We start from the raw sequence: 25,762 nt of genomic DNA on the forward strand, positions 1-25,762 counted from the left end.
TTAACCGTTCTATCCAACATCATTCATCGGGATAGCTAAAATGAACCCCAACCGCTTTTCTTGCGCCAGGACATGCGCGGCAGAACCACACCCAGCACGACCCCCCCAAACAGAACGCCGGCTCCGATCATAAACCAGTCCTGGCGATGATCCGCGTCCAGAGCCTGCTTTTCGCGGCGAAGCGTATCCAACTCCCTTTCCAGGCTGATGACGCTTTCCCGTAGCTGGTCGCGCTCGGACTGAATTTGCAGGACATTGGCAGAGGCCTGGCGGACTGACATCAATTCCGTATTCAGCCGAGTGGCCTCGGCTTGAAGCTGTTGGGCCGTCTTGTCGGTACTCAGTCTGCCCGACTCGGAACTCGCCAAATCCGCTTTCAGGCGTTTGTTCTCCTCTAAAGCCGCATCGAGTTTTTTCGCGATCTCGTCGAGCTGGTTGAGCGCGACCGGCTCGTCCGAAAGGTATCGGGTGAGTATCCAGCCCTCCTCTCCGCTATTCAGCCGGACGAAGGAATAACCCGACTGCGCGTTTCGTTCGAGTACAGTCAGCTCGGTACCCGAGGGAACCGATTTTATGATCTTATGTTGCAAGCTCTTGCCCGAGCGCATTTGAACTTCGAGTCGGTCGGTGACGTAGGCCTTCTTCGCGGCATGAGCCCAAAAAGGGACGCCAAGAATGAACACGAAGAGCATCGTTTTCAATAGTTTTTTTTGCATCGGCTGAGCCACTTTACGCTGTTTTCCTTCAAAAGTTAAAGAGTGGAATTTGGTTTTCGCCCCGCGTCCGGACCTGGTATAAAACACTCGAGCCGAAGGACAGGGATCCGATCGGCAGCGGACCTAGAGCCCCTTGAGCAAGGTTTCCGCCTTATCCCGGTCGGCAAAATTTTTCTTTTCCTTCAATAGGCGTTCCAGCTCCTTGCGAGCTTCGTCCTTGCGTCCCGACTTAGCCAAGGCCTCGGCCAGATGAATGCGAATTTGCACCAGATGGGGCGCATGTACGGCCGCATCCCGCAAGAGGTTCACTCCTTTCTCGTATTTTCCGTTCTGCACGAAAATCCAGCCGATCGTATCCATGACTTCCGGATGATTCTCCGAGGCAGGCAGTAATTGTTCGGCCAAGGGCAACGCCTTTGCACTTCCCACCTCTTGATACAGCCAAGCCAGATTGTTTTGCACGACGGTATTGTCGGGCTTCAGCTTTTGAGCTTTCTCGTAAGCCTCCAAGGCTTCCTTCTGTCTGCCGCCCTCCTGATGCGCCATGGCCAACAGCACCCAAGACTCGAGATCGTCTTGCGCCGATTGCAGCCATTGATTCAGCCCGTCAAAAGCTTCCTGATCTTTTCCCAAGGCACGTCGTGTTTGAAATAGACGCCGCGCCAAGACTGGACTCGGGGCCGACTGAAAGGCCTTTTCATATGCGGGGAGCGCTTCCTTGAACAAATTTTGAGCAAATTGAACATCGCCTTCCAGCTGATCACCTAGCGGCGATTTCGGGTGCTTGGTTTTTATTGTCTCCGCTAATTTCAGCGCTTCCCGAAACTTTTTCTCCTGCACATGCAGTTCCGCCTGGGCCAGGAGAGCCGGCACATAATCGGGCGAATGCTTCAAAGCACTTTCCCACTCGGCCTTGGCCGCCTGCTTTTCGCCTTTTGTATAAAGGACCTGGGCAAGCTGATGGCGGTACTCCGGATTATTCGGAACCTTGCTCACCAGTTTCTTGAACGTCGTTATCGCGCTGGCTCCTTCGCCATTGGCCGATTGAGCCAAAGCCAGGCTTTGAAGTGCCAGCGGGTGATCGTGATGATGGTTCTCGGCATCGCGCGCAACTTCCAGCGCCTGCAAGGCCTTGCCACGTGCCAGAAGGTAGCGGGAAAGCATTACCGCGGGCTGCAACGCCTTGGGATTTTTCTCACGCGCTTCCTTCAGATATTTTTCCATGCTCTCATAGTCCTTGCGCGTCTCGGCGATCTGGGCAAGGCCGAGGTGCGCCGCCAGATTTTTGGAGTCGCGCTGAAGGACCTGTTGATAGTACCCAACCGCGGACTCGGGATTGTTGCCGCTCAGTTCAAGTTTCGCCAGGTTAAGCGCTGCGGTCGTATAGTCCGGTTTCAGCTTCAGAGCCGACGTCCAGTGCTCGCGCGCTTTCCCCGTATCGCCCTTGGCCATGTAGGCGGCGCCGATCAAATTCTCCGGCATCGGGTCGCCGGGCATTTTGCTCCTCATTTTTTGGGCCGCTTCGATCGCCTCATCCGTTTTTTTCTGGTGGATCAGGGTAAGGATCAGCATGACGTCCGCCTGCATCAGATTCTGATCCAGTTCCACGGCGGACTTGAGATCGTCCACCGCCTGGTCCATCTGTCCCGACCCGATGCGCCCCAGGGCCAATTGAGCCTTGACCGATCCCTCCTCGGGGGCGAGTTCGGAAGCCCGATTCAGATACTCGGTCGCCGAGTCGTATTTTTTCTCCTGAAGATAGGCACTGCCGAGGAGGGCGAGATATTGCGGATCGTCGGATGCCTGATCTTCGAATCCTTTCAAAAGCTCCACGGCATCATGTGGCCGGCCCAATTTCATCCGTGTCGCGGCCAGCAGCTTCGCTGCGGGTAAATGCTTGGGGAAGGTTCCGAGGTATTGTGCGAGATTGTTTTCCGCCGACTCGTATTTCCCTTGTTGATAAGCAATCGTACCCAAAAGCAACCGGCTGGACAGATGGTTCGGAAGCGCACTGGTGACTTTGAGCAACGCGTCTTCGGCTTCTTGAAACTCTTTCTTCTGAAAGGCGATGACCGCATGAAGGTATAAGGCCAGCGGCACTTCTCCCACGTTCTTTTGTACTTCGTCGACGTCCTTTTGAGCATCCTCCGTCTTGCCCGTAGCGAGAAAGACGGCAGCCCGTCCGAGCCGAGCCCGCACATCAAACGGCTGAATCTCGAGCGCCTTGGTGAAGGCTTCGGCCGAACCCGCGAGATCGCCGTCCAGACGCCTGGTTTCCCCCAGGATCACCCATGCGCTCACGCTCTTTGCATCAGCGGCAACCGCCTGAGCGGCATATTCGATCGCCTTCTTGAACTGCTTGTTCTGAATCTCCAACATGGCAAGTCCGAGCAGCGCATCGCTCGCATTCGAGTCGAGCTTCAGCGCCGCATCGAAGCTTTCCCTCGCCTGCTCGGGCTGGTTCAGTGAAATGTGGGCGAGTCCCCGAATGCCGTAAACTTGAGCGCGCATCGTCTCGGCCAAATCGTCTTCCGGCTCGATCTGCTCGAGAATGGTCTTCGGCTTAGCCTGCAACAAATAGGCACGCGCCAAAGGAACCATCCACCTGTCCCTGGACACTCCGAGATCTCTAGCCTTTTCCAGCTCTTTTGCCGCCGAAGGTCCGTCGCCCAACATGAGATAGCTCTCCCCGATCAATACTCGGGCGTCGGCGTTTTCGGGGTTGCCCTGAAGTAGGTTCTTCAATTGAATGACCGCCGCCTTCGGCTCGCCCTTGTGGAGATAATCCCGAGCCTGCTCGAGCAGGTCCTGGTCGGCTCCGGCCCGCTCGTGAGCGATGAACGACACTGCCAAGAGAAGCGCTTTTAAAATCCGCACCATAGTTATCCCTCTAAATTTTAAGATTGAACTTGCTCAACAGCGCGTAAAGCGTCGGACGCGTAATCTCCAGTATTTCGGCCGCCTTGGTGACATTTTCGCCGGCTTCGCTGAGCGCGGCGCAAATCGCTTGACGCTCGGCCATGTCGCGTGCTTCGCGCAAGCTCCATAAGCGCCGCTTGAACTCGCCCGGCGCAAGCTCCATGTCCTTGGCCTCGATCAGCGGTCCCGAGGCCATCACCACGGCTCTCTTGACCTTATGCTCAAGTTCCCGAACGTTTCCCGGCCAGTGATAAGCTTCCATGGCCGACAGCGCTCCCTCGCTGAAACCGAGAATATTCGCCCGGCGCATTTGCTGCGCGAACTTATCCAGGAAAGCGCGGGCCAATACCGCTACGTCCCCGGTTCTCTCCCTGAGCGGCGGGATATTGATGATCATTTCGTTGATGCGGAAATAGAGATCCTCTCTGAACTTTCCTTCACTGATCAGCTTGGAGAGATTTTGGTGGGTCGCGCAGATCAAACGAACATCGACCTTGATCGGCTGCCGGCCTCCGACCCGTTCGACGACTCGCTCCTGGAGAACGCGCAACAACTTCGGCTGCAGCGAAAGCGGAATGTCTCCTATTTCATCGAGAAAGAAGGTTCCGCCGTCGGCCAGCTCGAACTTGCCCTTGGTTTGTTGTGTCGCACCGGTATACGCACCTTTCTCGAAACCGAACAGCTCGCTTTCCAGCAAACTGTCCGGAATGGCGGCGGCATTGACGGCGATAAAGGGCTTTTTCGAACGGGGGCTCAGCGTGTGTAGCGCACGCGCAAGCACCTCCTTGCCGGTGCCGCTCTCGCCCAACAGCAATACGGTAATGTCGGTAGGCGCCAATCGCTCGATCATGCGGCAAACTTCGTGCATTTCCGGACTGGCGGCGATAACGCCGTCCAGAGGGTTGCTGATGTGCATGCGCCGGAACTGCCGATTTTCTTCCTCGAGACCGTAAAGACGGAAGGCCCGCTCCACCACGAAGGAGAGAGTTTCCGGATCGATCGGCTTTTGATAGAAATCGTAGGCACCGAGCCCGACCGACTTGACCGGGTTGATCTGATCATCGTTACCGGTAATGACGATGACCTTGGTTGTCGGTGCTATCGATAAAATCTCGCTGAGTACCGTGAAACCTTCGCTCACGCCGCCCGGGTCCGGCGGCAATCCGAGATCGAGCGTAACCACGGCCGGCTGATTGCGTTTGACCGCCGCGATCGCCGAGTCGCGGTCATCCGCCATCAAAACCTTGTATTGCTCGAAGCTCCAGCGGAGTTGGCTCTGCAGTCCAGGATCGTCTTCGACGATCAGCAACGTTTGCTCGCTCAAGCGGAATTCACCTCATTTAACGCAAGCTCGTCGGAATTGGTGACGATAGGGATCGAGAAGCAGAACAACGTGCGCTCCCCCGGTTCGCTTCTCACGCTGAGGTCTCCTCCCAGAGACCGTATGTATTCGCGGCTCTCGTACGCGCCTATGCCCATTCCGGTTACTCCCTTCGTTGTTTCGAAAGGCTTGAACAGGCGAGTACGAATAAATTCCTCATCCATGCCCTGTCCGTTGTCCTCGATCTCAACCTCGGCATGTCCGTTCTGATCCAGCCTCATTCGGACACGCACGCGGCCGTTTTTGCCGGCGGCATCCTGAGCGTTCTGGATAATGTGCTCGAACGAAGACGCCAGGCGATCGCGATTGGCCCTGACCAAAATTCGCTGCCTAAACATATCACAGGTAGGAATCGGCGCCTGCACCTTTCGCGACGCTAATACTTCCCCAACAAGCTCCCCGAGGTCAATCACCCGTTCCGATTGTACCGAGCCGGAATTCTTCAATTGGGACATCAGGCGGCTCATCTTCCCGACCGCATGGTCCACCGTTTTGATGGCATCTCGCATAAATTCGGGATTATTGTGATGGCGCTCCGCATTCCGCACCACCAAGCTTAGTTGTGCGATTAGGTTTTTCAAATCGTGAATGATGAATGCGGAGAGCCGATTGAAACCCTCGAACTGCCGAGCTTCGGCCAGGGCACGACCGGCATCCTCGAGCGCCAGATAACTCGCCGCCAAACGGCCGGAGGTCTTCAATAAATCTATGACCTCCCAATTCCAGTGTATCGGGGTGCGTGGACGGGTCAGCAGCATCAGCCCCAACATCTGTTGTTTCTGCTGAAACAAAGGCACCAGCAGCCAGGCGTCGGACGCGGACTCGACCCATCCCGGCCAGCTCAGTCCGTCATAGGCCTCCGGCATCACCAACATTTCGGGCAAATTGACGATCCACGCCTTGTCTTCCATGTAACGGACAACGACATCGCCGCGATCGATTAACGGAACATCGAGCTTGGGCTCTCCAAAGCTGGCGCGCCACACGAAATGTCCATTCGAAGCGCGTACCCAAAGTACGCCGCTCGGGCTCTCGACGGCCTGACCCAAGGCTACGATCACGCGTTCTTCGAGCGGTAATCCGGAACCGGTATCCGAGAGCGTCGTGATGATGCGAAGCCACTCCTCCCGGTAATCATAAGCATAGTTAAAGAAATTTTTGTTCAGGAATACTCTTATGTGCGCCCGCATCTGGCCCGAAAAAAGCAGTAGGGCAAGCAACAAGAAAGCCCCGACCAGAAAAACGATCTGCGCGATGGCACCCCATTCTCCGCCGTAGGTCTTGATGTAATAGCCGGCGGTCGCCATGAGCAGCAAGTAAACGCCGGCCCCGAGCAAGGTCACGGAATGAAAGACCACCTGGCGGGAAACGAATACGTCCACCGACCACTGCGGGTTGCGGGCGGCGGAAACGATGAAGAGGGGCGGCAGCAGAGCCGAGACGGCGCCCCGCGCCACCCATAGCTCCGCATTGATGCGCTGGAACAGCAAGGCGTCCGAGTAAAGATAAAAATCGTAGGCGAACATCCCGCCCAAAGCGAAACAGAGGAATTTGACCCGCCACCGGAGATCGGTGCGAATGTTGCGGAAATATTGCTCGACCAAGACCAAACCGATCAAGGCCAGAAGGACATGGCCGCACAACTGAAAGGCGGGCCGGAACACATCCGGAAAAGATTCTTCCAAGAGCGGCGAAATCCAGACATAAGTTGTCTGAACACCTACCGCTAGATGAACACCCCGGTTAATCGATTTCGCGGTCGTCGAACGCGGGCCGGTACCGGTATCCTTGAGCGGGCTGAACAGCTTGCCGAGAAACAGCAGCCAGACATAAGTCCTGACGATTTCGATCGACCATATGAAAGCGACCGAAAAGAAGAGGTAAGTCTCCTGCAGCGCTAAAACGGCGCACCAGATCATGGTCACGGCCGACGCCAGAATCAGCGAACGCCCGATGAGGTTGCCGCGCCAACTGACCAGCAGCAAGGCGCTCAAAAAAAGATAGGCGAAGAAACCTGCCAGATAGCTGACGGCGCCGACAGTCATGCGTCCTCTGTGTTAAACGAAACCGCTGACGCTCATCAGCATAACCGGGACAACCCGGGAATGGGAATTCACACGCAGGACTTCAGCGAGCGCCCTTTCCCCAAACAACCACTTCGATGGTCTGTAACATGATGAGAAAATCGAGAAATAGACTGTAGTTCTTGACGTAATATAAGTCGAACTGCAGTTTCTCGATGGCATCCTCATAACTTGATCCATAGGGATAACACAGCTGCGCCCAGCCGGTAATGCCGGGCTTCACCCGATGGCGCTCGGAATAATAAGGTATGGATTCCGCGAATTTTTCGACGAATTCGGGCCGTTCCGGACGCGGACCGACAAAGCTCATTTCACCTTTCAGAACATTAAACAACTGCGGCAATTCATCGATGCGGGTTTTTCGAATGAACCGCCCCACCCGCGTCACGCGATCGTCGTCCTTTGTCGCCCAGCGCGCTCGGCCGTCCTTCTCGGCATCTGTGCGCATGCTGCGGAACTTGATTACCTTGAACAACCGCCAGTTCTTGCCAACCCGCACCTGGCGGTAAAGCACCGGCGCCCGCCAACCGCTCTCGATCAGGATCGCCAGCGCGGTCAGCAGCATGACGGGCCAGCTTACGGCCAGCAGGGCGAGGCTAGCGACCACATCGAAAGACCGTTTCGACAGCTGCTGGAAGCCGCTATAGCGAAATCCGTCGGAAAAGACCAGCCAACTGGGATGCAGACAGTCGACTCGAATCAGCCCCCCTTCGCGCTCGAAAAAGTGCAAGAGGTCCACGACTTCGAGGCCGTTCATCTTGCAGTCCAAGATCTCGTCGACCGCCAGCCCTCCGCGGCGATCATCCGGAGCGACCACAATTTCGTCGACGTCATGCAGATTGGCGTACTCGTTGAGGGGCATCTCCAAATTGCACAGGCGGTGAGACTCTATCCGGCAGACGTCTCCGCCCATCTGCACGAAACCGATGACGCTGAAGCTCGGGTTGGACGCTCTGTTCTCGAACTCCTGGATCATGTTGGCATTGCAACCCGCACCTAAAACCAGCACCCGCCGCCTGAGCTCTTGCCGGTCCACGAACTTCAAGAACATAAACCGCGAAAACAGCGTGAGAGCCAAGGCCGACAGCAAGGCGTAGCCTAAAACGCCTCGCCCCACGAAAATCGCCGGAATCGCATAAAAAACCAGCCCCATCAAAACCGTGCCGAGCATGAAACTCGCCAGCACGCGGAGCAGCAGCCCGGCATCGCCACCCAGCTGCGCCCGCTGATAAAGCCCCATGCCGGTAGTGCTCGCTAGCATGAAAATGCAGAAAACAGCCGAGGGACTGGTCAAATCGATAGCCGAAAAACTGCTTTGGAAATCCGGAAAAAATCGTAGCACCGCTCCCATATAAAAGGCGGAAAAGAAAATGCCGCAGTCAAGCAGAAAAATAATCAGGTAAATGCTTGAGATATAATGGCGGAAAACGCGGATCATAAATCTTGCGGACTGTTAGTCGGATAATTGCTGCCGGAGCGTACGAAGCTGTCTTATTTCGGCATGGCTACGGGGCAAGACTCGGCCGTTCCGCTTCGAACAAGAAAAATCATATCGAGGATTGTTAAAGACAAAATTCGAGCGGCAAGTCATTGCTGACCTGCTCGATACGTCATCGAGCAATCTGCTCCTCATTATGCTGCCCCCTTGCGGATGGATTTCTGTCGTGCGTTCACCGTCACCCGGGACGGACGCACTCGAGATCATTTGGAATCACTTCCGCAGTGGCGCCAACATCTTCTTTGTATCCGCAATGTTCGGCTTATCTCAAACGATAAACCGAATTTCGATCGGCCGGCGGTCGTAATCGGGGCACAACTTTAACACATTCATTTTTTGCGCAAAGCCCGCGAAAAAATTGGGGTTTTATTCAAGAACTTAAGCATTTCGTCGCCAAGCCCTTCCAGGCGACCCGCGAACTCGGCAAGGACTTTCCTTGTGCCGAATCGGCCTTCCTTCTGCCGAGACCTATGGGAATGAACTGCAAGCCCGTGAATGCAGAACCCGGGCATGAGAGCCGCGATCCCGCCGCTCCACATTCCGGTTTCGGATGGCACCGGATGGACGCGCGGAAAACAGAGGAAAAGCTTTCCGCTTCATCGACCGTCCTTTAGAATTAAAAGCGAAATTGCGTTTTCGGCGTCGCGGCCCGTCCTCTTTATTGGTGAAATTGCTTCTTCACAAAGCCGACCGATCAGGGGACTAAACGCGCGCTGCCATGGCCAAATCGTCACAAGTACCAAAAATTTAATCTAAGCTTTCGCTGAATTTCCAAGATTCCTCACTCATTTGGAGGCATGATGCGCTCGCTCGCAGACACAAAGATCGGCATTATCGGACTGGGCTATGTAGGACTCCCGCTCGCCGTAGAATTCGGCAAACACTTCGACACCGTAGGTCTGGACGTCAACGCTCAGCGTATCGCGGAATTGAAGGACGGGCTAGATCGCTCGCTCGAAGTCGATGCCGAAGAACTTTCCAGCGTGAAGCGACTGAGCTACACGGCCGACCCTGCGGATCTCTCGAGCTGCAATGTTTATATCATCACCGTCCCGACACCTATCGACGAGCATAAACGGCCCGATCTGACGCCTCTTCAAAAAGCCAGCGAAACCGTCGGCAAGCTTTTGTCGAAGGACGACATCGTCATCTATGAGTCCACGGTCTATCCCGGTGCGACCGAAGAAGTCTGCGTACCGATTCTGGAAGCTCGGTCGGGATTGATCTTCAACCGGGACTTTTACTGCGGCTACAGTCCCGAGCGCATCAATCCCGGGGACAAGGAGCACCGGGTTACTACGATCAGGAAGGTCACATCGGGATCGACCCCGGCGATCGCCGATTTCGTCGACGAACTCTATCGCAAGATCATCACGGCCGGCACGCACAAAGCCAGCAGCATCAAAGTCGCCGAAGCGGCAAAAGTCATCGAGAATACCCAAAGAGACGTGAATATCGCGCTCATCAATGAACTGGCGATTCTGTTCAACAAGTTGGGCTTGAACACACTAGAGGTGTTGGAAGCCGCCGGAAGCAAATGGAATTTCCTTCCGTTTCGTCCGGGCCTGGTCGGCGGCCACTGTATAGGTGTCGATCCCTACTACCTCACCCATAAAGCCCAGGAAATAGGCCATCACCCCGAAATCATCCTGGCCGGACGCCGCATCAATGACGGGATGGGCGAATATGTCGCCAGCCGCCTGGTCAAGCTGATGACCCGCAAGCGCCTTCCGGTCTGTCAGGCGAATATCCTCATCCTTGGATTGACCTTCAAGGAAAATTGCCCGGACATTCGGAACACTCGGGTAACGGACATCATCAAAGAACTCGAGAGCTACGACTCGAGTATCGATGTCTACGACCCGTGGGCGAGCCCCGAGGAAGTCCGGGAAGAATACGGCATCGATCTCGTCGAACAGCTTCCGGCCGGAAAGTACGATGCCGTCGTCATTGCGGTCGCCCACCGGGAATTCAAAGCCATGGGCGCCGAAGGCATTCGCGCCTTGGCGAAACCCAACGGTGTTCTGTTCGATGTCAAATATGCATTGCCGCACGACAGCGTGGATGATTACTTATAACTTCCAGGGACATCGCCAATGAAAGTATTGGTCACCGGAACGGCGGGATTCATAGGCGCAGCGCTGGCTCAGGCACTCCTGGCGCGCGGGGACGAGGTCATCGGTATCGATAATGTCAACGATTATTACGATGTCGGTCTAAAGGAGGCCCGGCTCACCCGGCTGAAAAACCAGTCCGCCTTCACGGAAGTCCGCATCGCGCTGGAAGACCGCGACCAGCTTTACCGAGCATTCGCGGATCACCGGCCGCAGCGCGTAGTCAATCTTGCCGCCCAGGCGGGGGTGAGATATTCGCTGACTCATCCCCATGCGTATATCGACGCGAATCTGGTGGGTTTCTGCAATATCCTGGAAGCCTGCCGGCATCACGATATCGAACACCTGGTCTATGCCTCGTCCAGCTCCGTTTACGGCGCGAATACCGCCATGCCGTTTTCGGTCCACCACAATGTCGACCACCCGGTCAGCCTATATGCGGCCACGAAAAAAGCCAACGAACTGATGGCGCACACCTATAGCCATCTTTACGGCTTGCCCACCACCGGCTTGCGCTTTTTCACCGTGTACGGCCCCTGGGGCCGCCCGGACATGGCCTTGTTCATGTTTACCCGGAACATCCTGGCCGGGAAGCCGATAGACGTTTTCAATTACGGACATCACCGGCGCGACTTCACCTATATCGACGACATCGTGGAAGGCGTGGTTCGGGTGCTGGACAAGATAGCGGCTCCGAATCCGAATTGGACCGGAGATATCCCGGATGCCGGCACCAGCAAGGCGCCGTATCGCCTTTACAATATCGGCAACCACCAGCCGGTCGAACTCATGCGCTTCATCGAGGTTCTGGAAGAATGTCTGGGCAGGAAAGCCGAAAAGAATCTGCTTCCCATGCAGAGCGGAGACGTACCCGACACCTACGCCGACGTGGACGATCTCATCCGTGATGTGGACTATCGACCGACAACGCCGATAGAAACCGGAATCGCAAATTTCGTCAGGTGGTACAAAGATTATTACGGCGCGACCTAGGGGAACGGACGATGCGACCAACGCCTTTCGGTCCAGGCCAAATTCGCCTTAGGATCGGCGTCCGACGAGTTCCTAGAGCCGCCTCGAGCTTCTTCGGCCCTTCGCATACTGCCCGATCCGAACCAGCCGAATGCTGAAAGCCTTCGATACGCAGGTGCCGATTCTAGGTTTCGCGGCTTTCAGTGGCACCGGCAAAACGACTCTTTTGAAGAAGATCATCCCGCTGCTCCGGTCGCGGCAGCTTAACGTCGGACTTGTCAAACACAGTCACCACAGTTTCGAGATCGACTATCCCGGCAAGGACAGCTACGAATTGCGCAAGGCGGGTGCAAACCCGGTCATGCTCAGCTCGTCCCGTCGCCGCGCCATCATCATGGAACATCCCGAGATCCGGGAACCGAGTCTGTCCGAGGAATTGGCCTTTTTCGATCGGACCGGGCTGGATTTGATCTTGGTGGAAGGTTTCAAACGGGAACCCATTCCAAAGATCGAGCTGCACCGTCCGGCCCTCGGCAAACCGCTTTTGTTCCCCGGCGACGACACCATCATCGCGATCGCATCGGACGCCGAACCGGCGGTCATGCCCCACATACCCAGACTTGATATCAACGACCCGGAACAAATCGTCCGTTTCATTTGCCAGGAGTTTCTTCCCCGTGCGCGCAACGGATAGTCGCGCCGAAACACGGCGACAGCCCGTGCGGCGCCGGGCCGTTTGCAGTTCGGCGGCGGTCGCCGCTCCCGGAACGGCGTCTATACCGTAATTCCATTAACCCACTGAACGAGGAGCACAATATGGAAAGAAAAGGCGTATTAGTCACGGGCGGTGCCGGCTATATCGGCAGCCATGTGGTCAAGCAACTGGGTGAAATGGGGGAACGCCTGGTGGTACTCGACAATCTCTCCACCGGGTTCAAGGAAGCCGTGCTTTACGGCGATTTCGTCGAGGGCGATACCGGCGACGCGGACGTGGTCTCCCAAATCCTGCGCGACTACGAGATCGAAGCGGTATTGCACTTCGCCGCCCACACCATCGTTCCGGAATCCGTATCGGATCCCTTAAAATATTACGGCAACAACACCTGCAAGACGCGTAATTTGCTCGAGTGTGCCCGGAATGTCGGCGTCAAGCATTTCATTTTTTCCTCGACCGCCGCCGTATACGGTATTCCCGACGAGCCCTATGCCTCCGAATCGTCGCCGACGGCACCGATCAACCCTTATGGCGCGTCCAAGTTGATGAGCGAATGGATGCTTCGGGACCTCTCAGCCGCGACGGACCTCAAGCACGTCATCCTGCGCTACTTCAACGTGGCCGGCTCGGATCCCGAAGGGAAGATCGGCCAGTCGACGCGCAACGCGACCTTGCTGATCAAGGTCGCGGCGGAAGTGGCGGTCGGAAAGCGCGAGAAATTATGCGTTTTCGGTACCGACTACCCCACCGAAGACGGCACCGGCGTACGCGATTACATTCATGTCAGCGATCTCGCCGACGCCCACATTCAAGCCTTGACCTATTTACGCAACGGAGGCGGCTCGGCCACTCTGAACTGCGGCTACGGACACGGCTACAGCGTCCGGGAGGTCATCGACGCGGTAAATCGCGTCAACGGCACGCCGATTGCGGTGCAAGAAATGCCGCGGCGCCCCGGCGACCCGCCGCAATTAGTGGCGGAGGTCGGAAAAATCCACGAAATGCTCAACTGGACGCCCCGCTACGACGACCTGCCGTTCATTGTGAAATCGTCTCTGGACTGGGAAAAGAAACTTCTCGAACACCCCTGGGGCAATTAAGAAACAGATTCGGATTGAATACCATAAACACCGAGCATCCCCGCTGTGTTCTGCTCTACTGCCGCAGCGGATTCGAAAAGGAATGCGCCGCAGAAATTCTGGAACGAGCCGGCGATCTGAGCGTATCCGGCTATGTCAAGGCAAAACCGGACAGCGGTTTCGTGGCATTCACTCCGGACAGCGCGGAAGCTTTTTCGGCCTGCGAGAAAGGCTTGCTCTACAAGAATCTCATCTTCGCTCGACAACTGGTAGTCGCCGCCGTTCCCCTCGCCGGACTCCCCGTCGCCGACCGCGCTCAGCCGTTGTTACACACGGCGCGGCGGCTGGGAGACCGGTTCTCCGAAATATTTCTGGAAACCGCCGACACCAACGAAGCAAAATCCCTCGCCGCCTTTCTGCACAAATTCGCAGCGCCCTTTAATCGGGCAGTCAGAGACGGCGGGCTGCTCGGCAAACCCGCGGGGCCCCGGCTCCATGTCTTTTTTCTCAGCTCTACCGCCGCCTATGTCGGCATCTCGATACCCGGCAACTCTTGTCCCTGGCCGATGGGCATCCCCCGCCTGAAATTCCCCCGCGGCGCACCGAGCCGATCCACGCTCAAGCTGGAAGAAGCCTTTCTGACCTTTCTCGACGATCCCGGAAGAAGCCTTTCGCCCGGCATGACAGCGGTCGATCTCGGAGCGGCGCCGGGAGGCTGGACCTTTCAGTTGGTCAGGCGCCATCTCAAAGTCACCGCCGTCGACAACGGAAATCTCGATCCCGCCTTGTTGGACACCGGTCTGGTGGATCACTTGCGGATGGACGCATTTCGCTATCGCCCATCAAAGCCGATAGACTGGCTGGTCTGCGATGTTGTGGAACAGCCGGTGCGGATCGCCGCCCTGATCGGCGAGTGGATAGCCCAAGGCTTGTGCCGGAGAGCCATCTTCAACCTGAAACTGCCCATGATCAAGCGCTACGACGAAGTCAAGCGCTGCCGCGAGATTATCGAAGAGCGAATGGCAAAAACCCGTGGCGCTTATGCGCTTGTCTTCAAGCAGCTCTATCACGATAGGGCCGAAATTACCGGCTATTTTTCACGGGAGATCGGATAAAAACTTTTTTTGCATTTAAAAACGGCAGTTGGACGTGCTCGAGTGTGCGGCGTTTCTACGCCATCCAAGCGGCCGACCGCCGTTTCCAGGTTTAGCGCTTGCCGATGCAAGCCCGCGCCGCACAAGCTTTCATGCACCGAAATGAGTTGATAGAATGCGGAACGAAGGCGACTCCGGCGTCGATAACCCTCAATCACCAGCACCATGACCAATTTCTTCGATACCGATCATTTGCATCAGCACATTTCCAAGCAGTACGACCACGAGTTATTGGACATACGCAATCGGGTCCTCACGCTGGGCGGACTGGTCGAGGAACAGGTCGAGTCGGCCGTGACTGCGCTGGTCAATAACGATGTCGAACTGGCCGAACGCGTTATCAGCGACGACTACAAGGTAAATTCCCTGGAGGTCTCCATCGACGAGGAGTGCACTCAGATCATTGCTCTCCGTCAGCCCACCGCGCGCGACCTGCGTTTGGTGGTCGCGGTCATCAAGACTATTACCGATCTCGAACGAATCGGTGACGAAGCCAAGCGTATAGCCCGTTTGTCGATCGATCTTGCAACCCATTATCCGAAGAAGAACCAACTGACCGAAGTCGAGCAGCTGGCCAAGCATGTGCGCGGGCTACTTCGAGAGGCCCTGGACTCCTTCGCGCGCATGGACGTGGACGAAGCCTTGCGCGTCGTCCAGGACGACCGAATGGTAGATCGTGAATACGAAAGCATCATGCGCCAGCAGATCACGTATATGATGGAAGATCCCCGCGCCATTCCGGTTTCGCTCGACATCATGTGGTCGGCCCGGTCCCTGGAACGTATCGGCGACCGTTCCTGTAATATTTGCGAATACGTCATTTATTATGCCAAAGGCAAGAATATTCGGCATATCAGTATCGAGCAGGTGGAGAAAGACTTGCGGGACACCTGATATCGCCGTGTCGGACGCCAGCAGTTTTGGATTCCCGCCCGCCATCAGAGGTCGACCTCTCCGGATTTGTCATGGAACCGATCGGCGCAATCGCGTGATGGGCTATATCTATTAGAATTTCTCCTACAGTTAATACCAATCCTCCCCCGCGATCCGGACTCCCCTAATCGATGAACCGCTGCAGACTAGCGAAATTGCTGTTGTTAGGGATTTTCATTTCCTTCTCCGCCTGGGGGCTTGAGCCATTCGTGATCGAGGATATTCGGATCGAAGGCTTGCAGCGGGTTTCGGCCGGCACTGTTTTCAATTATCTCCCGGTCAAGGTCGGCGATCTTTTCGATCAGCGGCAGTCGGCGGAATCCATCAAAGCCTTGTTTAGAACGGGCTTTTTCAGGGACGTTCGACTGGAACAGGATGGGAACGTCCTGGTGGTTATCGTGGACGAACGCCCTTCCATCCAAAGCGTCAAGATCGAGGGCAACAAAGACATCGGCACGGAAGACCTCACAAAAGCCTTGAAAGGTGTTGGACTTTCCGAAGGAAAGGTGTTCGATCGCCAGGTCCTCGACAAGGTGGAACAGGAACTTCGCCGGCAGTATTACAGCCGAGGAAAGTATGGACTGAAAATCGATTCGGATGTAACCGAGCTTTCGCGCAATCGAGTAGCGGTCACCATCAAGATTTCCGAGGGCAAGGTCGCCAAGATCAAGCAGATCAACATCGTCGGCAATAATACCTTCAGCGATGACGAGCTGTTGGAACAGTTCGAGCTCAGCACGCCGAACCTGCTCTCGTTCTACACCAAGAACGATCAGTACTCCAAGCAGAAACTCTCCGCCGACTTGGAGCGGTTGCGATCGTATTATCTGGACCGTGGCTACATCAATTTCGAAATCGAATCCACCCAGGTATCCATAACGCCGGACAAGAAGGAAATTTATATCACCATCAACGTCAAAGAGGGCGAAGTCTACACGGTCAATGCGGTCAAGCTGACCGGCAAACTGATCGTGCCGCCCGAACAATTGACGCCGCTGGTCAGGATCGGTCCTGCCGATACGTTCTCGCGCAAGCTGGCCACCGAAACCTCCAAAGCCATATCGGACCGATTGGGCGATGAAGGATATATTTTCGCAAACGTAAACATGGTGCCCGACATCGACGAGGCGCAAAAAGCCGTTTCCATCACCTTCTTCGTCGATCCCGGCAAACAGGTTTATGTTCGCCGCATCAATTTCCACGGCAACACCAAGACGCGCGACGAAGTGCTTCGGCGCGAGATGCGCCAAATGGAGGCGGCATGGGCTTCCACCAGCAAGATCGAGCGGTCCAAAACCCGCTTGGAACGCTTGGGCTATTTTCAGGAAGTCAACGTCGAAACGCCGGCCGTCGCCGGAACCACCGATCAGATCGACGTCAGTTACAACGTCGTTGAAAAACCGTCCGGAAACCTGATGGCAGGCGTCGGCTTTTCCCAGGCACAGGGCATCATCTTCAATGCCAGCGTTACCCAGGACAATGTCTTCGGCACCGGCAAAAGAATCAATCTCACGTTCAACAACAGCAGCGTCAATACCATCTATCGCCTCGGCTACTTCAATCCGTACCTGACTCTGGACGGCGTCAGCGGCGGCTTCGATCTCAGCTATCGAAACACCGATGCGTCGCGTATGTACATCGCGCGCTACAATACCGACGTCGCCTCCGCCGGTGCCAACCTCGGCATTCCGCTCAACGAATTCGACAGTCTGCGCTTCAACCTGGACCTTGAACACACGAAGCTCGATGCCGCATCCCGGTCGTCGCAAGAAATTCTCGACTTCATCGAAGAAAACGGCGACACCTACAACACCTTGTCGCTGGCGGCCGGCTGGGTCCACGATACCCTGAACCGAGCCATCTTCCCGACCAAGGGCGGCGCCCAACGCCTATCGCTGTTGGCATCGGTACCCTTCGGCGATCTGAGCTACTACAAAGCCAGCTATAAGCTTCAGCACTATTTCCCCATCGCAAAGGACCTGACCTTCATGATCGAGGGCGAAATTGCCTATGGTGACGGCTATGGCGATTCCAAGAAATTGCCATTTTTCGAGCATTACTACGCAGGCGGCCCACAATCCATTCGGGGATTCCAACCCAATACCCTGGGACCTCGCACCAGACCCAACAACCAAGGTCTCGGCGGAAATCTCCCCTTCGGAGGATCAAGCAAATTGGTGGGTACTGCCGAGCTATTCTTCCCGGTTCCATTCATGCAAGACAGCAAAAATCTCAGGCTGGGTACATTTCTGGATGCCGGCAACGTTTTCGACGGCACATACGATTTCGGGGAAATCCGGTATTCCGCTGGATTGTCGGCCAAGTGGCTTTCACCTTTCGGCGCCTTGGCATTCAGCGTTGCGCAACCGCTGAACGCCAGCGGAAGAGACGAGGTTCAGAATTTTCAGTTCTCGTTCGGCTCCGGATTCTAGGGCTGCTGCGGCGGCGCTTGATGAGGCGGGGAGTCGCTGGTTGCCAAACAGTTCTTGTATAATCGGCGCCGGACGATCAGGCGAACTGCGAACCCCAATCCCACAAAAACTATTCATTTTTCCGTCAATAACCTTTCCATTAACCGAATTTACGAAGTGAGACACAGAGCATGTTAAAGAAAAGCATTGGTTTTGTACTGCTTGGCTTAATGGCGAGCATGAGTCTTGAAGCCGCCGATCTTAAAATTGGATTCGTCAATGTCGCTCGGTTATTGGAAAAAGCACCGCAGGCCGAAAAAGCAAAAAAGGAACTGGAACGGGAATTTGCACCGCGTGACAAGAAACTGGTCTCCGAGCAGAAAGCCATTAGAGCGATGGAAGAAAAACTCAGCAAAGACGCCGCGATAATGAGCGAGTCCGAACGGCAAAAGATGGACAAGGAAATCATCAGCCGTAAGCGCGAAGCCAAGCGCTTGCAAGATGAGTTTCGGGAAGATTTCAATCTCCGCCGTAACGAAGAGTTAACCCAGTTGCAGAAGGAAATTTTCGAGGCCATTCAGTCCCTGGCCAGGGACGAAAGCTTTGATCTCCTTCTGACCGATGGCGTTGTATTCGCCAGCGAAACGGTCGACGTCACCGGCAAAGTCGAAAGAAAACTCAAGGCCAGCTTCAAGCAATAATCCCTCCGAGCTGTGCTCTCATCCATTCCCGAAGAAGGAAAAGCGCCTTTGGATATTCAAAAAATAAAAGAGTATCTACCTCATCGATATCCTTTTCTCCTCGTGGATCGGGTTCTCGAAGTAGAGCCCGGAAAGCGGCTACTGGCTTACAAGAACGTAACCTATAACGAACCGTTCTTCACCGGACATTTTCCGGAATTGCCGATCATGCCCGGGGTTCTGATCATCGAGGCGCTAGCTCAAACCACCGGCTTGCTCGCTTCGGAGACTGCACCGGATGTTTTGGGAAAAGGAATGGTTTACTATCTCGTCGGCCTGGATAAAGTTCGATTCAAGCGTCCTGTCGTTCCGGGAGATCGCCTGATGTTGGAAGCGACCTACCTGCGCCACAAGCGGAATATCTGGGCGTTTTCCTGCCGCGCCGAGGTCGACGGAGAATTTGTAGCCAGTGCGGAAATCATGTGCGCGGCGGCGGAGCAGGAGTCTTGATTCATCCTACAGCTATTATCGATCCGTCCTGTGAGCTAGCGAACGATGTCAGCATAGGTGCCTATGCCATCATCGGATCCGATGTTCGAATCGATTCCGGCACTGAAATCGGTCCTCACACGGTAATCAAAGGACCGAGTCGTATCGGAAAACACAACCGGATCTTTCAGTTCGCATCTGTCGGCGAAGACCCGCAAGATAAGAAATACCACGGTGAAGTCACCTATCTCGAGATCGGTGACCGCAACGTCATCCGCGAATACGTCACCATTCATCGCGGCACGGTACAAGACCAAGGGATCACCCGTATCGGCAACGACAATTTGCTGATGGCGTACACTCACGTCGCTCATGATTGCGTCCTAGGCGACCATGTCATCATGGCCAATGCCGCTTCCCTGGCCGGTCATGTGCGAGTGGATGATTACGCCATATTAGGGGGATTCTCGCTCGTACATCAGTTTTGCAAAATCGGCCAACATAGTTTTTCTGCAATGGGCAGCGTTATCACCCGCGACATATTGCCTTATGTCATGGTTGGCGGCTGCCCCACCAAACCCCACGGCATCAATACAGTAGGCCTGGAGAGACAAGGCTTTAGCGCGGATTCGATCCGGCAGATCAGAAAAGCCTACAAAACCGTGTACAAATCCCGCCTGAAACTCGAAGAAGCGATTCAGCAACTCGAGGAAATGATTTCCGAAACGCCGGAGATTCAAAAGATGGTGGACTTCCTCAAACAAACCGGTCGAAGCATCATTCGCTGATCGCCAGCGGGCGCGCTTATTCGGAATAAAACGTCATGGCTCTGATTGCCGGTTGCGACGAAGTAGGCCGCGGGTGCATTGCGGGACCCGTAGTAGCGGCGGTGGTCGTCATCGAAGATGATTTTCATGTCGCAGGACTTGCCGATTCGAAAAAGCTGAGCCCCGAGCGCCGCGAACGGCTGGCCGCTGCCATCACGACAAAAGCTCTTGCCTGGGCAATCGGCAGAGCCGAAGCAAGCGAAATCGATAGGATCAACATCCTTCAGGCATCGCTCTTGGCGATGCGCCGCGCTTTTGATGCCCTGCCGGTAAAACCGGATCTCGCCTTGGTCGACGGCAATCGATATCCCGAATTCCCATGTCCCGGCGAAGCCATTGTCGGCGGAGATGCGCGCGTACCGGCAATTTCCGCTGCATCCATATTGGCCAAGGTATTCAGGGACCGGGAAATGGGAATCCTCGACAGCCTGCATCCCGGCTACGAACTCGGCCTCCACAAGGGCTACCCCACGGCAATCCACATCTCGCGCTTACGCGAATTGGGACCTAGCCCGGGCCATAGGCAATCTTTCGGCCCCGTGAAACGCATCAACGCACCCGCGATCCGGTTGACATCATTCAAGCTTCAGAGAAACGTCGATGGAACTTTTGGCAATCAGTCTGGCGGAACCGAAACAGGTTGAATACCACGGCCGCTCGATATCCACGGGGATTTACAAAGAACCCGTCGAAGGCCCTGTTAAAGTCGGCACATTCGGACTCGAAGGCGACGTCCAGGTCGACCTCAAGAATCATGGCGGCAAGGACAAAGCCATTTACGTCTATACAGTGGAAAACTACCGCTTCTGGGAACGGGAATTGAACAAATCGTCTTTCGCCTTCGGTCAATTCGGCGAAAATTTCACCGTCAGCGGAATGCCGGACGACACCGTTCACATCGGCGACATCTTTGCGATCGGCAAGCTTGTGGTCCAAGTCACCCAACCGCGAGTCCCTTGCTTCAAGCTTGGAATCAGGATGGGCGACCCTTCGTTTGTAGATGCCTTTCTGAACTCCGGAAGAAACGGTTTTTATTTCCGCGTCCTGGAAGAAGGCGAGGTCAATTCCGGCGATACCATCGTTCGTCTTCAGCAAGACGAAGTTCGGCTGAATATCCGGGATGCGATGCTCGCCATCATCAAAGGGCCTCGCCAACAGGAGATCATCGAACGGGCACTCCGGATCGAGGCACTGTCGGAGTCCTGGCAGGAAAGCTTGAAAAAAAGGCGCAAGTAGCCCGAAAGCGGCGCTTTGCGTCGCGCCCCGCCGGGATTGGATGGCCCCTTGGACGAAAACCACCCACGCAGCCCCGCGCCGCAATGTTGATAATGGCCAGCTGAACCAGGGTAAAAAAAGTACGTACTCGGTCGTCTGCACGGCGACCTGTACGGAATCCACTGCCGTTTCCAGGATTATCGGTTTTCCGCTCCCGGCTGAATCCCGTGCGCACCGTATTGCTCGAACGTGCAAGGACGCTGGGTCAAGCTGCGCCAGAGCCCCATCGGATAGAGCCCCTTAACAATCAGCTTCCAAGCCACCATGCGAGTGATTCTGAGAATATCGGTCACCGGGCGGAAATGGCTGGGACGGGCATTGCCGCGATAAACGGTACTTACCCGGACAGGCATGGCATAAAACCCCATACGAGCCGCTTCAATGAGAATTTCGCTTTCGAAAACGAAACTTCTTGCGCGGGTACAGGACAATTTCACCGAACGAATCAAGTCCGCGGGATAAACCCGAAATCCCGATTGGCTGTCTTCGATCGACTGCCCCGAAGCCCAGGCGATCCAAAAATTGGCGAAGCGGTTGGCGCGGTAGCGCGCCGACGGTATGGCCGCGCGGTTCCACAGCCGGGAACCGATTACGATATGATGCGGAAACCGGCGCGCCGCCGAAAGCAACTTGGGAATTTCGGCCGGGTCATGCTGGGCGTCGCCGTCCATCGTCATTACGGCAGCGACATTTTGATCCCGCAATGCATGCTGCAGACCCCGCCAAAGACTGGCCGCCTTGCCCAGATTGGTGTCGTTCCGGAGCAATTCGAACTCCAGTCCGTCCAGCTCCGCGGCGGTCCCATCGGTCGAACCGTCATCCACCACGATGACACGCGGCGCGAATCGCAGCGCCGTGCTGACCACTTCTCGTATCGTCGCCGCCTCGTTGAAAGCCGGAATCACCAGGGCAAACGGCGCGTTCGAATCGAGCCCATGGGTCCCCGTTCGCTTGGAACTCATGCCATACCGCCGTTGACGGAGAATACCTGTCCGGTGATGTAGGAAGCCTTTTCCGAGGCCAGAAAGCCGACTAAATGAGCCACCTCTTCGGGCTTCCCGGCGCGCTTCATGGGCACGAGCTCTTTGATCAGCTCCGGATTGAATGTTTGTGAAACCATGGGACTTTCGATGATGCCCGGTGCCACCACGTTCACCGAGATTCCGCGGGATGCGAGTTCGAGAGAGAGCGACCTGGAGGCGCCGATCAAGCCGGCCTTCGCCGCCGCGTAATTGACCTGCCCGCGGTTGCCCATCAAGCCGGCCACCGAGGACAAGCTGATAATGCGTCCCCATCGGGTGCGAATCATGGGCAATAGCAACGGCTGGGTTACGTTGTAAAAACCGGTCAATGAAACCTCGATAACGTTCCGCCATTGATCCGGGCGCATGCCGGCCAATGGAGCGTCGTCATGGATACCGGCGTTATTCACCAATACCTGGATCGGACCCGATGCCAGAAGCGCCTCCAACACCCGCTTCGCGGAATCGCCATCGGTCACATCGAAGAAGACCGTTTCCGCCGATCCGCCTCGAGCCCGGATATCTTTCACCACGCTATCGGCCGCGCTCCGGCTTCCGAAGCCGTGTACGATCACATGGAAGCCGTCATTGGCCAGCTGTCGCGAGATCGCACCACCTATCGCTCCGCTGCCGCCCGTTACCAACGCTCGAATCATCGACAAAACCGCGCTGCCCCAAAATCCCGGCTCAACCGAGACTCCATCCGGTGTGGACTCATTTTTCGCTTATTTTCGCTTTACATTAAAATCTCGGGATTCGAATCGCGCACCTGCGTCTAAGCAGACAACCGACTCGCGAAACGAGGTGCGAATTTTAAGTTTTGCCGGCCCTGAAAGCCACCCTCGATTGCCCTCCGAGAAGACGCGACCGGCTGTGTTACGCCAGCACGATTCGAAACCGTTGCAAACCGACTTGCGCCTCTTGTCCGCCCAATTGCAGATGATGAACTTCAGGCTTGCTCCATTTGAGTCTCCTAAAGATACGGAAATCCACATTTGGCACTTGGATCTTGCCGTTACCATCGTCGATCGCGATGCCTTTTGGAGGGTGCTCGCCCCCGCCGAACGTGAGCGCTGCTCGCAATTTCGCTCCGATCTCCACCGGCACCGCTTTCTTGCCACGCAAGGGGCATTGCGATGTCTGCTATCTCGTTATATCGGAATCGCCCCGGATGCTATCCGGTTCGAACGCAACCCACACGGCAAACCGCGGCTGGCCGAGACTGAACCCGACTGCGGACTGGTTTTCAATGTTTCCCACTCGGGAGACCAGGCTCTCTTCGCGGTGGGCGTGGACTTGCCGCTCGGGGTCGATCTCGAAATCCGGCGCCCGCTCACACACATCGAAGGACTGGCGGAACGCTGTTTTGCTCCGCAAGAACGGGAGCGCTGGTATGCGCTGCCCCCCACTCGCCGTTTGGCCGCATTTTTCGATGTCTGGACGCGCAAGGAAGCGTTCATGAAAGCCGTTGGAAGAGGTCTGGGACTCGGGCTTACCCGATGCGTGCTCGCTGCCGACGAAAACCCGCGCTGGGAAACGATTCCGGACTCTTGCGGCAGGCCCGATGAATGGTTGCTTCGAGATCTGGATCTCGCCGAAAACGTCAGCGCCACGCTCTGCGCACGAGCACCGAACATTCACTGGCAACTAAGGGATATCGAGCAAGCTCTGAAGTGAAACGCGCGACTTCGTCATTACGACTGCGTGATTTCTTGAATCAAGAACGGACTTTTCAGACAGCAAAACCCTGACGTATCATCCGAGTGCACTTCAACCTTACCCCAAGATACGATTATGCAACAGATCATCCGGTTTCCGCCTCCCGTAATCGCCTTGGCACTCGTCGGCCTGGGTTTAAGTTTGAGTCCTTTAACCCCTGCGTTCCTTTACTTTCAAATATCCAGCCTGGGATTCATATTGATCGCCGTAGGCATTGCCACAAGCGCCTCGGCGCTTTTCCAGTTCCGGCTCGTCGGTACCACCTTCGTACCCACTGGCAATCCCACGGCGCTAGCCAAAGAGGGCCCCTACTGCTGGACCCGTAATCCCATGTATCTGGGAGTGCTGACGGCATTGGCCGGTTTCGCCTTTCTCGTCGGCTCGCTGTCGATGTTTATAGCGCCGCTCGGGTTCTTTTTCGCGATCGACCGGCATTTTATTCCGTACGAAGAAACCAAATTGGCCGGTCAGTTTGCCGAAAACTATCTGGACTACCTACGCCGGGTTCCGCGCTGGCTCTAGGGGGATATGCGGGAACCAAGCAGCCTAAGGCAGGCGCCTTCTACGCTTAGTCGCAGGGACATCCGGAACGCGGAACGCAAAAGGCCGGCGGAAGGCTCCCGCCCATGCCGCCGGCCATGCAAGCGAAACCAATTAGTCTACGGCGTGGATGCGAATCGCCGGCCTCGTCTTTGCGCCAACCGTATCGGCATCGTATTCCGGGACTGGTTCCGGCGCCATCGGGCCATCGGTCCGCGGACCGAACAGGGCGACCCATGCCGCTTTCAATGGGTTTTTCACGGCATCTTCCACGGCACTCGCCTCATATCCGCAATGGGCCATGCAGTTGGCGCACTTCGGGTTCTTCGAGTTACCGTATTTTTGCCAGGGAGTTTCTTCCATCAATGCCTTGAACGATGGCGCATAGCCCTCGTCGACCAACAAATAGCAGGGCTTCTGCCAGCCGAATATGTTGCGCGTGGGATTGCCCCAGGGCGTACAGTTGTAACCTTGGTTGCCGGCGAGGAAATCCAGGTACAGACTTGAATGGTTCAGCTTCCACTTGCGGCCGCGGCCCAGCTTGAATACCTTGCGAAACAATTCCTTGCTATCGCGCATCTTGATGAAGATATCCTGCGCCGGCGCGTGCTCGTAGCTGAATCCCGGCGCGATGGTGGTGCCTTCGACTCCGAGTTTCTTGCAATAATCAAGGAAGGCCGCGATTTCTTCGGCGTTCTCGCCCTGGAACAGGGTGCAATTGATGGTGACGCGGAATCCGCGTGAAATCGCCATTTCCACGGCTTCAGCGGCGCGATCGAACACGCCCTTCTGGCACACCGAAGCGTCGTGGCGTTCCCGATTGCCGTCCAGATGGATCGAGAACGTGAGATACGGAGAAGGTTTGTAATCGTCGATACGCTTCTTCAACAGCAGCGCGTTCGTGCAGAGATAAACGTATTTCTTGCGCTGAATGATGCCTTCGACAATCTGCGGCAGTTCCTTGTGCAACAGCGGTTCGCCGCCGGCTATGGAAACGATGGGGGCACCGCACTCGTCCACGGACGCCAAGCATTCGTCGATGCTGAGTCGGCGATTAAGGATTTCATCGGGATAATCGATCTTGCCGCATCCGGCACAGGCCAAATTGCAGCGGAACAGAGGTTCAAGCATCAACACCAAGGGATAACGTTTGTTTCCTTTAAACTTTTGTTGTAAAAGATACTTGGCCACACTCAGTTGTTGCCTTATTGGAACGCTCATTCACCTTCCCCCG

At 55.8% G+C, this 25,762-nt stretch carries 22 protein-coding genes and 1 pseudogene; 14 read left to right on the forward strand and 9 right to left on the reverse strand.

Going from position 1 to position 25,762, the window contains the following annotated elements:
- Positions 1-35: 35 nt before the first annotated feature.
- From sS8_RS11260 to sS8_RS11280, 5 genes are all read right to left on the reverse strand, one after another.
- Positions 36-716 carry a TIGR04211 family SH3 domain-containing protein gene (locus tag sS8_RS11260; protein WP_119629725.1) on the reverse strand — a complete coding sequence of 227 codons (681 nt, stop codon included), beginning with the start codon at positions 714-716 and terminating at the stop codon, positions 36-38.
- A gap of 123 nt (positions 717-839) precedes the next feature.
- Positions 840-3,596 carry an XrtA/PEP-CTERM system TPR-repeat protein PrsT gene (prsT, locus tag sS8_RS11265; RefSeq protein ID WP_119629726.1) on the reverse strand — a complete coding sequence of 919 codons (2,757 nt, stop codon included), beginning with the start codon at positions 3,594-3,596 and terminating at the stop codon, positions 840-842.
- A gap of 10 nt (positions 3,597-3,606) precedes the next feature.
- Entirely contained in the window at positions 3,607-4,959 is a 1,353-nt protein-coding gene (prsR, locus tag sS8_RS11270; protein WP_119629727.1) for a PEP-CTERM-box response regulator transcription factor, read from the reverse strand.
- Positions 4,956-7,061, reverse strand: a complete 2,106-nt coding sequence (gene prsK, locus sS8_RS11275; RefSeq protein ID WP_119629728.1) for an XrtA/PEP-CTERM system histidine kinase PrsK — start codon at positions 7,059-7,061, stop codon at positions 4,956-4,958. Before prsK ends, prsR begins: the two co-directional genes overlap by 4 nt.
- Positions 7,062-7,143: 82 nt before the next feature.
- Entirely contained in the window at positions 7,144-8,538 is a 1,395-nt protein-coding gene (locus sS8_RS11280) for a TIGR03013 family XrtA/PEP-CTERM system glycosyltransferase (protein WP_119629729.1), read from the reverse strand.
- 857 nt (positions 8,539-9,395) lie between these two features.
- On the opposite strand from sS8_RS11280, the gene tviB reads away from it, so the two are divergent.
- From tviB to sS8_RS11350, 12 genes and pseudogenes are all read left to right on the forward strand, one after another.
- Complete coding sequence (gene tviB / locus sS8_RS11290; RefSeq protein WP_269461500.1) at positions 9,396-10,676, forward strand: Vi polysaccharide biosynthesis UDP-N-acetylglucosamine C-6 dehydrogenase TviB; 1,281 nt, start codon at positions 9,396-9,398, stop codon at positions 10,674-10,676.
- Positions 10,677-10,694: 18 nt separating this feature from the next.
- Positions 10,695-11,705 carry an NAD-dependent epimerase gene (locus sS8_RS11295; RefSeq protein WP_119629731.1) on the forward strand — a complete coding sequence of 337 codons (1,011 nt, stop codon included), beginning with the start codon at positions 10,695-10,697 and terminating at the stop codon, positions 11,703-11,705.
- Positions 11,706-11,835: 130 nt separating this feature from the next.
- Positions 11,836-12,378, forward strand: coding sequence for a molybdopterin-guanine dinucleotide biosynthesis protein B (gene mobB, locus sS8_RS11300; RefSeq protein WP_119629732.1), 543 nt, complete (start codon positions 11,836-11,838; stop codon positions 12,376-12,378).
- Positions 12,379-12,500: 122 nt separating this feature from the next.
- Positions 12,501-13,499 (forward strand): UDP-glucose 4-epimerase GalE, encoded by a 999-nt coding sequence (gene galE, locus sS8_RS11305; protein WP_119629733.1) that lies wholly within the window; start codon positions 12,501-12,503, stop codon positions 13,497-13,499.
- Between the two features lie 23 nt (positions 13,500-13,522).
- Entirely contained in the window at positions 13,523-14,593 is a 1,071-nt protein-coding gene (gene rlmM / locus sS8_RS11310; RefSeq protein WP_119632738.1) for a 23S rRNA (cytidine(2498)-2'-O)-methyltransferase RlmM, read from the forward strand.
- Positions 14,594-14,797: 204 nt separating this feature from the next.
- Positions 14,798-15,526, forward strand: a complete 729-nt coding sequence (gene phoU / locus sS8_RS11320) for a phosphate signaling complex protein PhoU (RefSeq protein ID WP_119629735.1) — start codon at positions 14,798-14,800, stop codon at positions 15,524-15,526.
- A 170-nt stretch (positions 15,527-15,696) separates the two neighbouring features.
- Positions 15,697-17,997 (forward strand): outer membrane protein assembly factor BamA, encoded by a 2,301-nt coding sequence (gene bamA, locus sS8_RS11325; protein WP_119629736.1) that lies wholly within the window; start codon positions 15,697-15,699, stop codon positions 17,995-17,997.
- A 170-nt stretch (positions 17,998-18,167) separates the two neighbouring features.
- Positions 18,168-18,677: an OmpH family outer membrane protein gene (locus tag sS8_RS11330; RefSeq protein ID WP_119629737.1), complete on the forward strand. Its 510-nt coding sequence runs from the start codon at positions 18,168-18,170 to the stop codon at positions 18,675-18,677.
- Between the two features lie 48 nt (positions 18,678-18,725).
- Positions 18,726-19,166: a 3-hydroxyacyl-ACP dehydratase FabZ gene (gene fabZ, locus sS8_RS11335; RefSeq protein WP_119632739.1), complete on the forward strand. Its 441-nt coding sequence runs from the start codon at positions 18,726-18,728 to the stop codon at positions 19,164-19,166.
- The gene (gene lpxA / locus sS8_RS11340) at positions 19,163-19,933 is read left to right on the forward strand and encodes an acyl-ACP--UDP-N-acetylglucosamine O-acyltransferase (RefSeq protein ID WP_119632740.1); all 771 of its coding nucleotides are present in this window, start codon (positions 19,163-19,165) and stop codon (positions 19,931-19,933) included. The genes fabZ and lpxA overlap by 4 nt, the downstream gene beginning before the upstream one ends.
- 35 nt (positions 19,934-19,968) lie before the next feature.
- Positions 19,969-20,523 (forward strand): annotated as a pseudogene (rnhB, locus tag sS8_RS11345) (ribonuclease HII); the annotation flags it as partial.
- A gap of 49 nt (positions 20,524-20,572) precedes the next feature.
- On the forward strand, positions 20,573-21,208 hold the full coding sequence (locus sS8_RS11350; protein WP_119629739.1) for an MOSC domain-containing protein: 636 nt from the start codon (positions 20,573-20,575) through the stop codon (positions 21,206-21,208).
- A gap of 176 nt (positions 21,209-21,384) precedes the next feature.
- On the opposite strand, the gene sS8_RS11355 is transcribed toward sS8_RS11350, so the two are convergent.
- From sS8_RS11355 to sS8_RS28100, 3 genes are all read right to left on the reverse strand, one after another.
- Positions 21,385-22,209 (reverse strand): glycosyltransferase family 2 protein, encoded by an 825-nt coding sequence (locus tag sS8_RS11355; RefSeq protein ID WP_119629740.1) that lies wholly within the window; start codon positions 22,207-22,209, stop codon positions 21,385-21,387.
- The gene (gene fabG / locus sS8_RS11360) at positions 22,206-22,925 is read right to left on the reverse strand and encodes a 3-oxoacyl-ACP reductase FabG (RefSeq protein ID WP_119629741.1); all 720 of its coding nucleotides are present in this window, start codon (positions 22,923-22,925) and stop codon (positions 22,206-22,208) included. The genes sS8_RS11355 and fabG overlap by 4 nt, the downstream gene beginning before the upstream one ends.
- A 220-nt stretch (positions 22,926-23,145) precedes the next feature.
- On the reverse strand, positions 23,146-23,394 hold the full coding sequence (locus sS8_RS28100; RefSeq protein ID WP_170161048.1) for a hypothetical protein: 249 nt from the start codon (positions 23,392-23,394) through the stop codon (positions 23,146-23,148).
- On the opposite strand from sS8_RS28100, the gene sS8_RS11365 reads away from it, so the two are divergent.
- Positions 23,317-23,946, forward strand: coding sequence for a 4'-phosphopantetheinyl transferase family protein (locus sS8_RS11365; protein WP_408631176.1), 630 nt, complete (start codon positions 23,317-23,319; stop codon positions 23,944-23,946). The two genes, sS8_RS28100 and sS8_RS11365, sit on opposite strands and share 78 nt — an antisense overlap.
- Positions 23,947-24,063: 117 nt before the next feature.
- Positions 24,064-24,510 (forward strand): methyltransferase family protein, encoded by a 447-nt coding sequence (locus tag sS8_RS11370; protein WP_119629743.1) that lies wholly within the window; start codon positions 24,064-24,066, stop codon positions 24,508-24,510.
- Between the two features lie 132 nt (positions 24,511-24,642).
- On the opposite strand, the gene hpnH is transcribed toward sS8_RS11370, so the two are convergent.
- Positions 24,643-25,749, reverse strand: coding sequence for an adenosyl-hopene transferase HpnH (gene hpnH, locus sS8_RS11375; protein ID WP_119629744.1), 1,107 nt, complete (start codon positions 25,747-25,749; stop codon positions 24,643-24,645).
- Between the last annotated feature and the right edge of the window lie 13 nt (positions 25,750-25,762).

This window comes from Methylocaldum marinum (assembly GCF_003584645.1).
GTDB lineage: Bacteria > Pseudomonadota > Gammaproteobacteria > Methylococcales > Methylococcaceae > Methylocaldum > Methylocaldum marinum.

Excerpts from the sequence above, each read along its gene's own strand:
- bamA (WP_119629736.1), top strand. The coding sequence starts at position 15,697 with ATGAACCGCTGCAGACTAGCGAAATTGCTGTTGTTAGGGATTTTCATT.
- sS8_RS11280 (WP_119629729.1), bottom strand. The coding sequence starts at position 8,538 with ATGATCCGCGTTTTCCGCCATTATATCTCAAGCATTTACCTGATTATT.
- prsT (WP_119629726.1), bottom strand. The coding sequence starts at position 3,596 with ATGGTGCGGATTTTAAAAGCGCTTCTCTTGGCAGTGTCGTTCATCGCT.
- sS8_RS11330 (WP_119629737.1), top strand. The coding sequence starts at position 18,168 with ATGTTAAAGAAAAGCATTGGTTTTGTACTGCTTGGCTTAATGGCGAGC.
- sS8_RS11350 (WP_119629739.1), top strand. The coding sequence starts at position 20,573 with ATGGAACTTTTGGCAATCAGTCTGGCGGAACCGAAACAGGTTGAATAC.
- tviB (WP_269461500.1), top strand. The coding sequence starts at position 9,396 with ATGATGCGCTCGCTCGCAGACACAAAGATCGGCATTATCGGACTGGGC.
- sS8_RS11260 (WP_119629725.1), bottom strand. The coding sequence starts at position 716 with ATGCAAAAAAAACTATTGAAAACGATGCTCTTCGTGTTCATTCTTGGC.
- mobB (WP_119629732.1), top strand. The coding sequence starts at position 11,836 with ATGCTGAAAGCCTTCGATACGCAGGTGCCGATTCTAGGTTTCGCGGCT.
- sS8_RS11355 (WP_119629740.1), bottom strand. The coding sequence starts at position 22,209 with ATGAGTTCCAAGCGAACGGGGACCCATGGGCTCGATTCGAACGCGCCG.
- prsK (WP_119629728.1), bottom strand. The coding sequence starts at position 7,061 with ATGACTGTCGGCGCCGTCAGCTATCTGGCAGGTTTCTTCGCCTATCTT.
- phoU (WP_119629735.1), top strand. The coding sequence starts at position 14,798 with ATGACCAATTTCTTCGATACCGATCATTTGCATCAGCACATTTCCAAG.
- galE (WP_119629733.1), top strand. The coding sequence starts at position 12,501 with ATGGAAAGAAAAGGCGTATTAGTCACGGGCGGTGCCGGCTATATCGGC.
- sS8_RS11295 (WP_119629731.1), top strand. The coding sequence starts at position 10,695 with ATGAAAGTATTGGTCACCGGAACGGCGGGATTCATAGGCGCAGCGCTG.
- hpnH (WP_119629744.1), bottom strand. The coding sequence starts at position 25,749 with ATGAGCGTTCCAATAAGGCAACAACTGAGTGTGGCCAAGTATCTTTTA.
- sS8_RS11370 (WP_119629743.1), top strand. The coding sequence starts at position 24,064 with ATGCAACAGATCATCCGGTTTCCGCCTCCCGTAATCGCCTTGGCACTC.
- fabG (WP_119629741.1), bottom strand. The coding sequence starts at position 22,925 with ATGATTCGAGCGTTGGTAACGGGCGGCAGCGGAGCGATAGGTGGTGCG.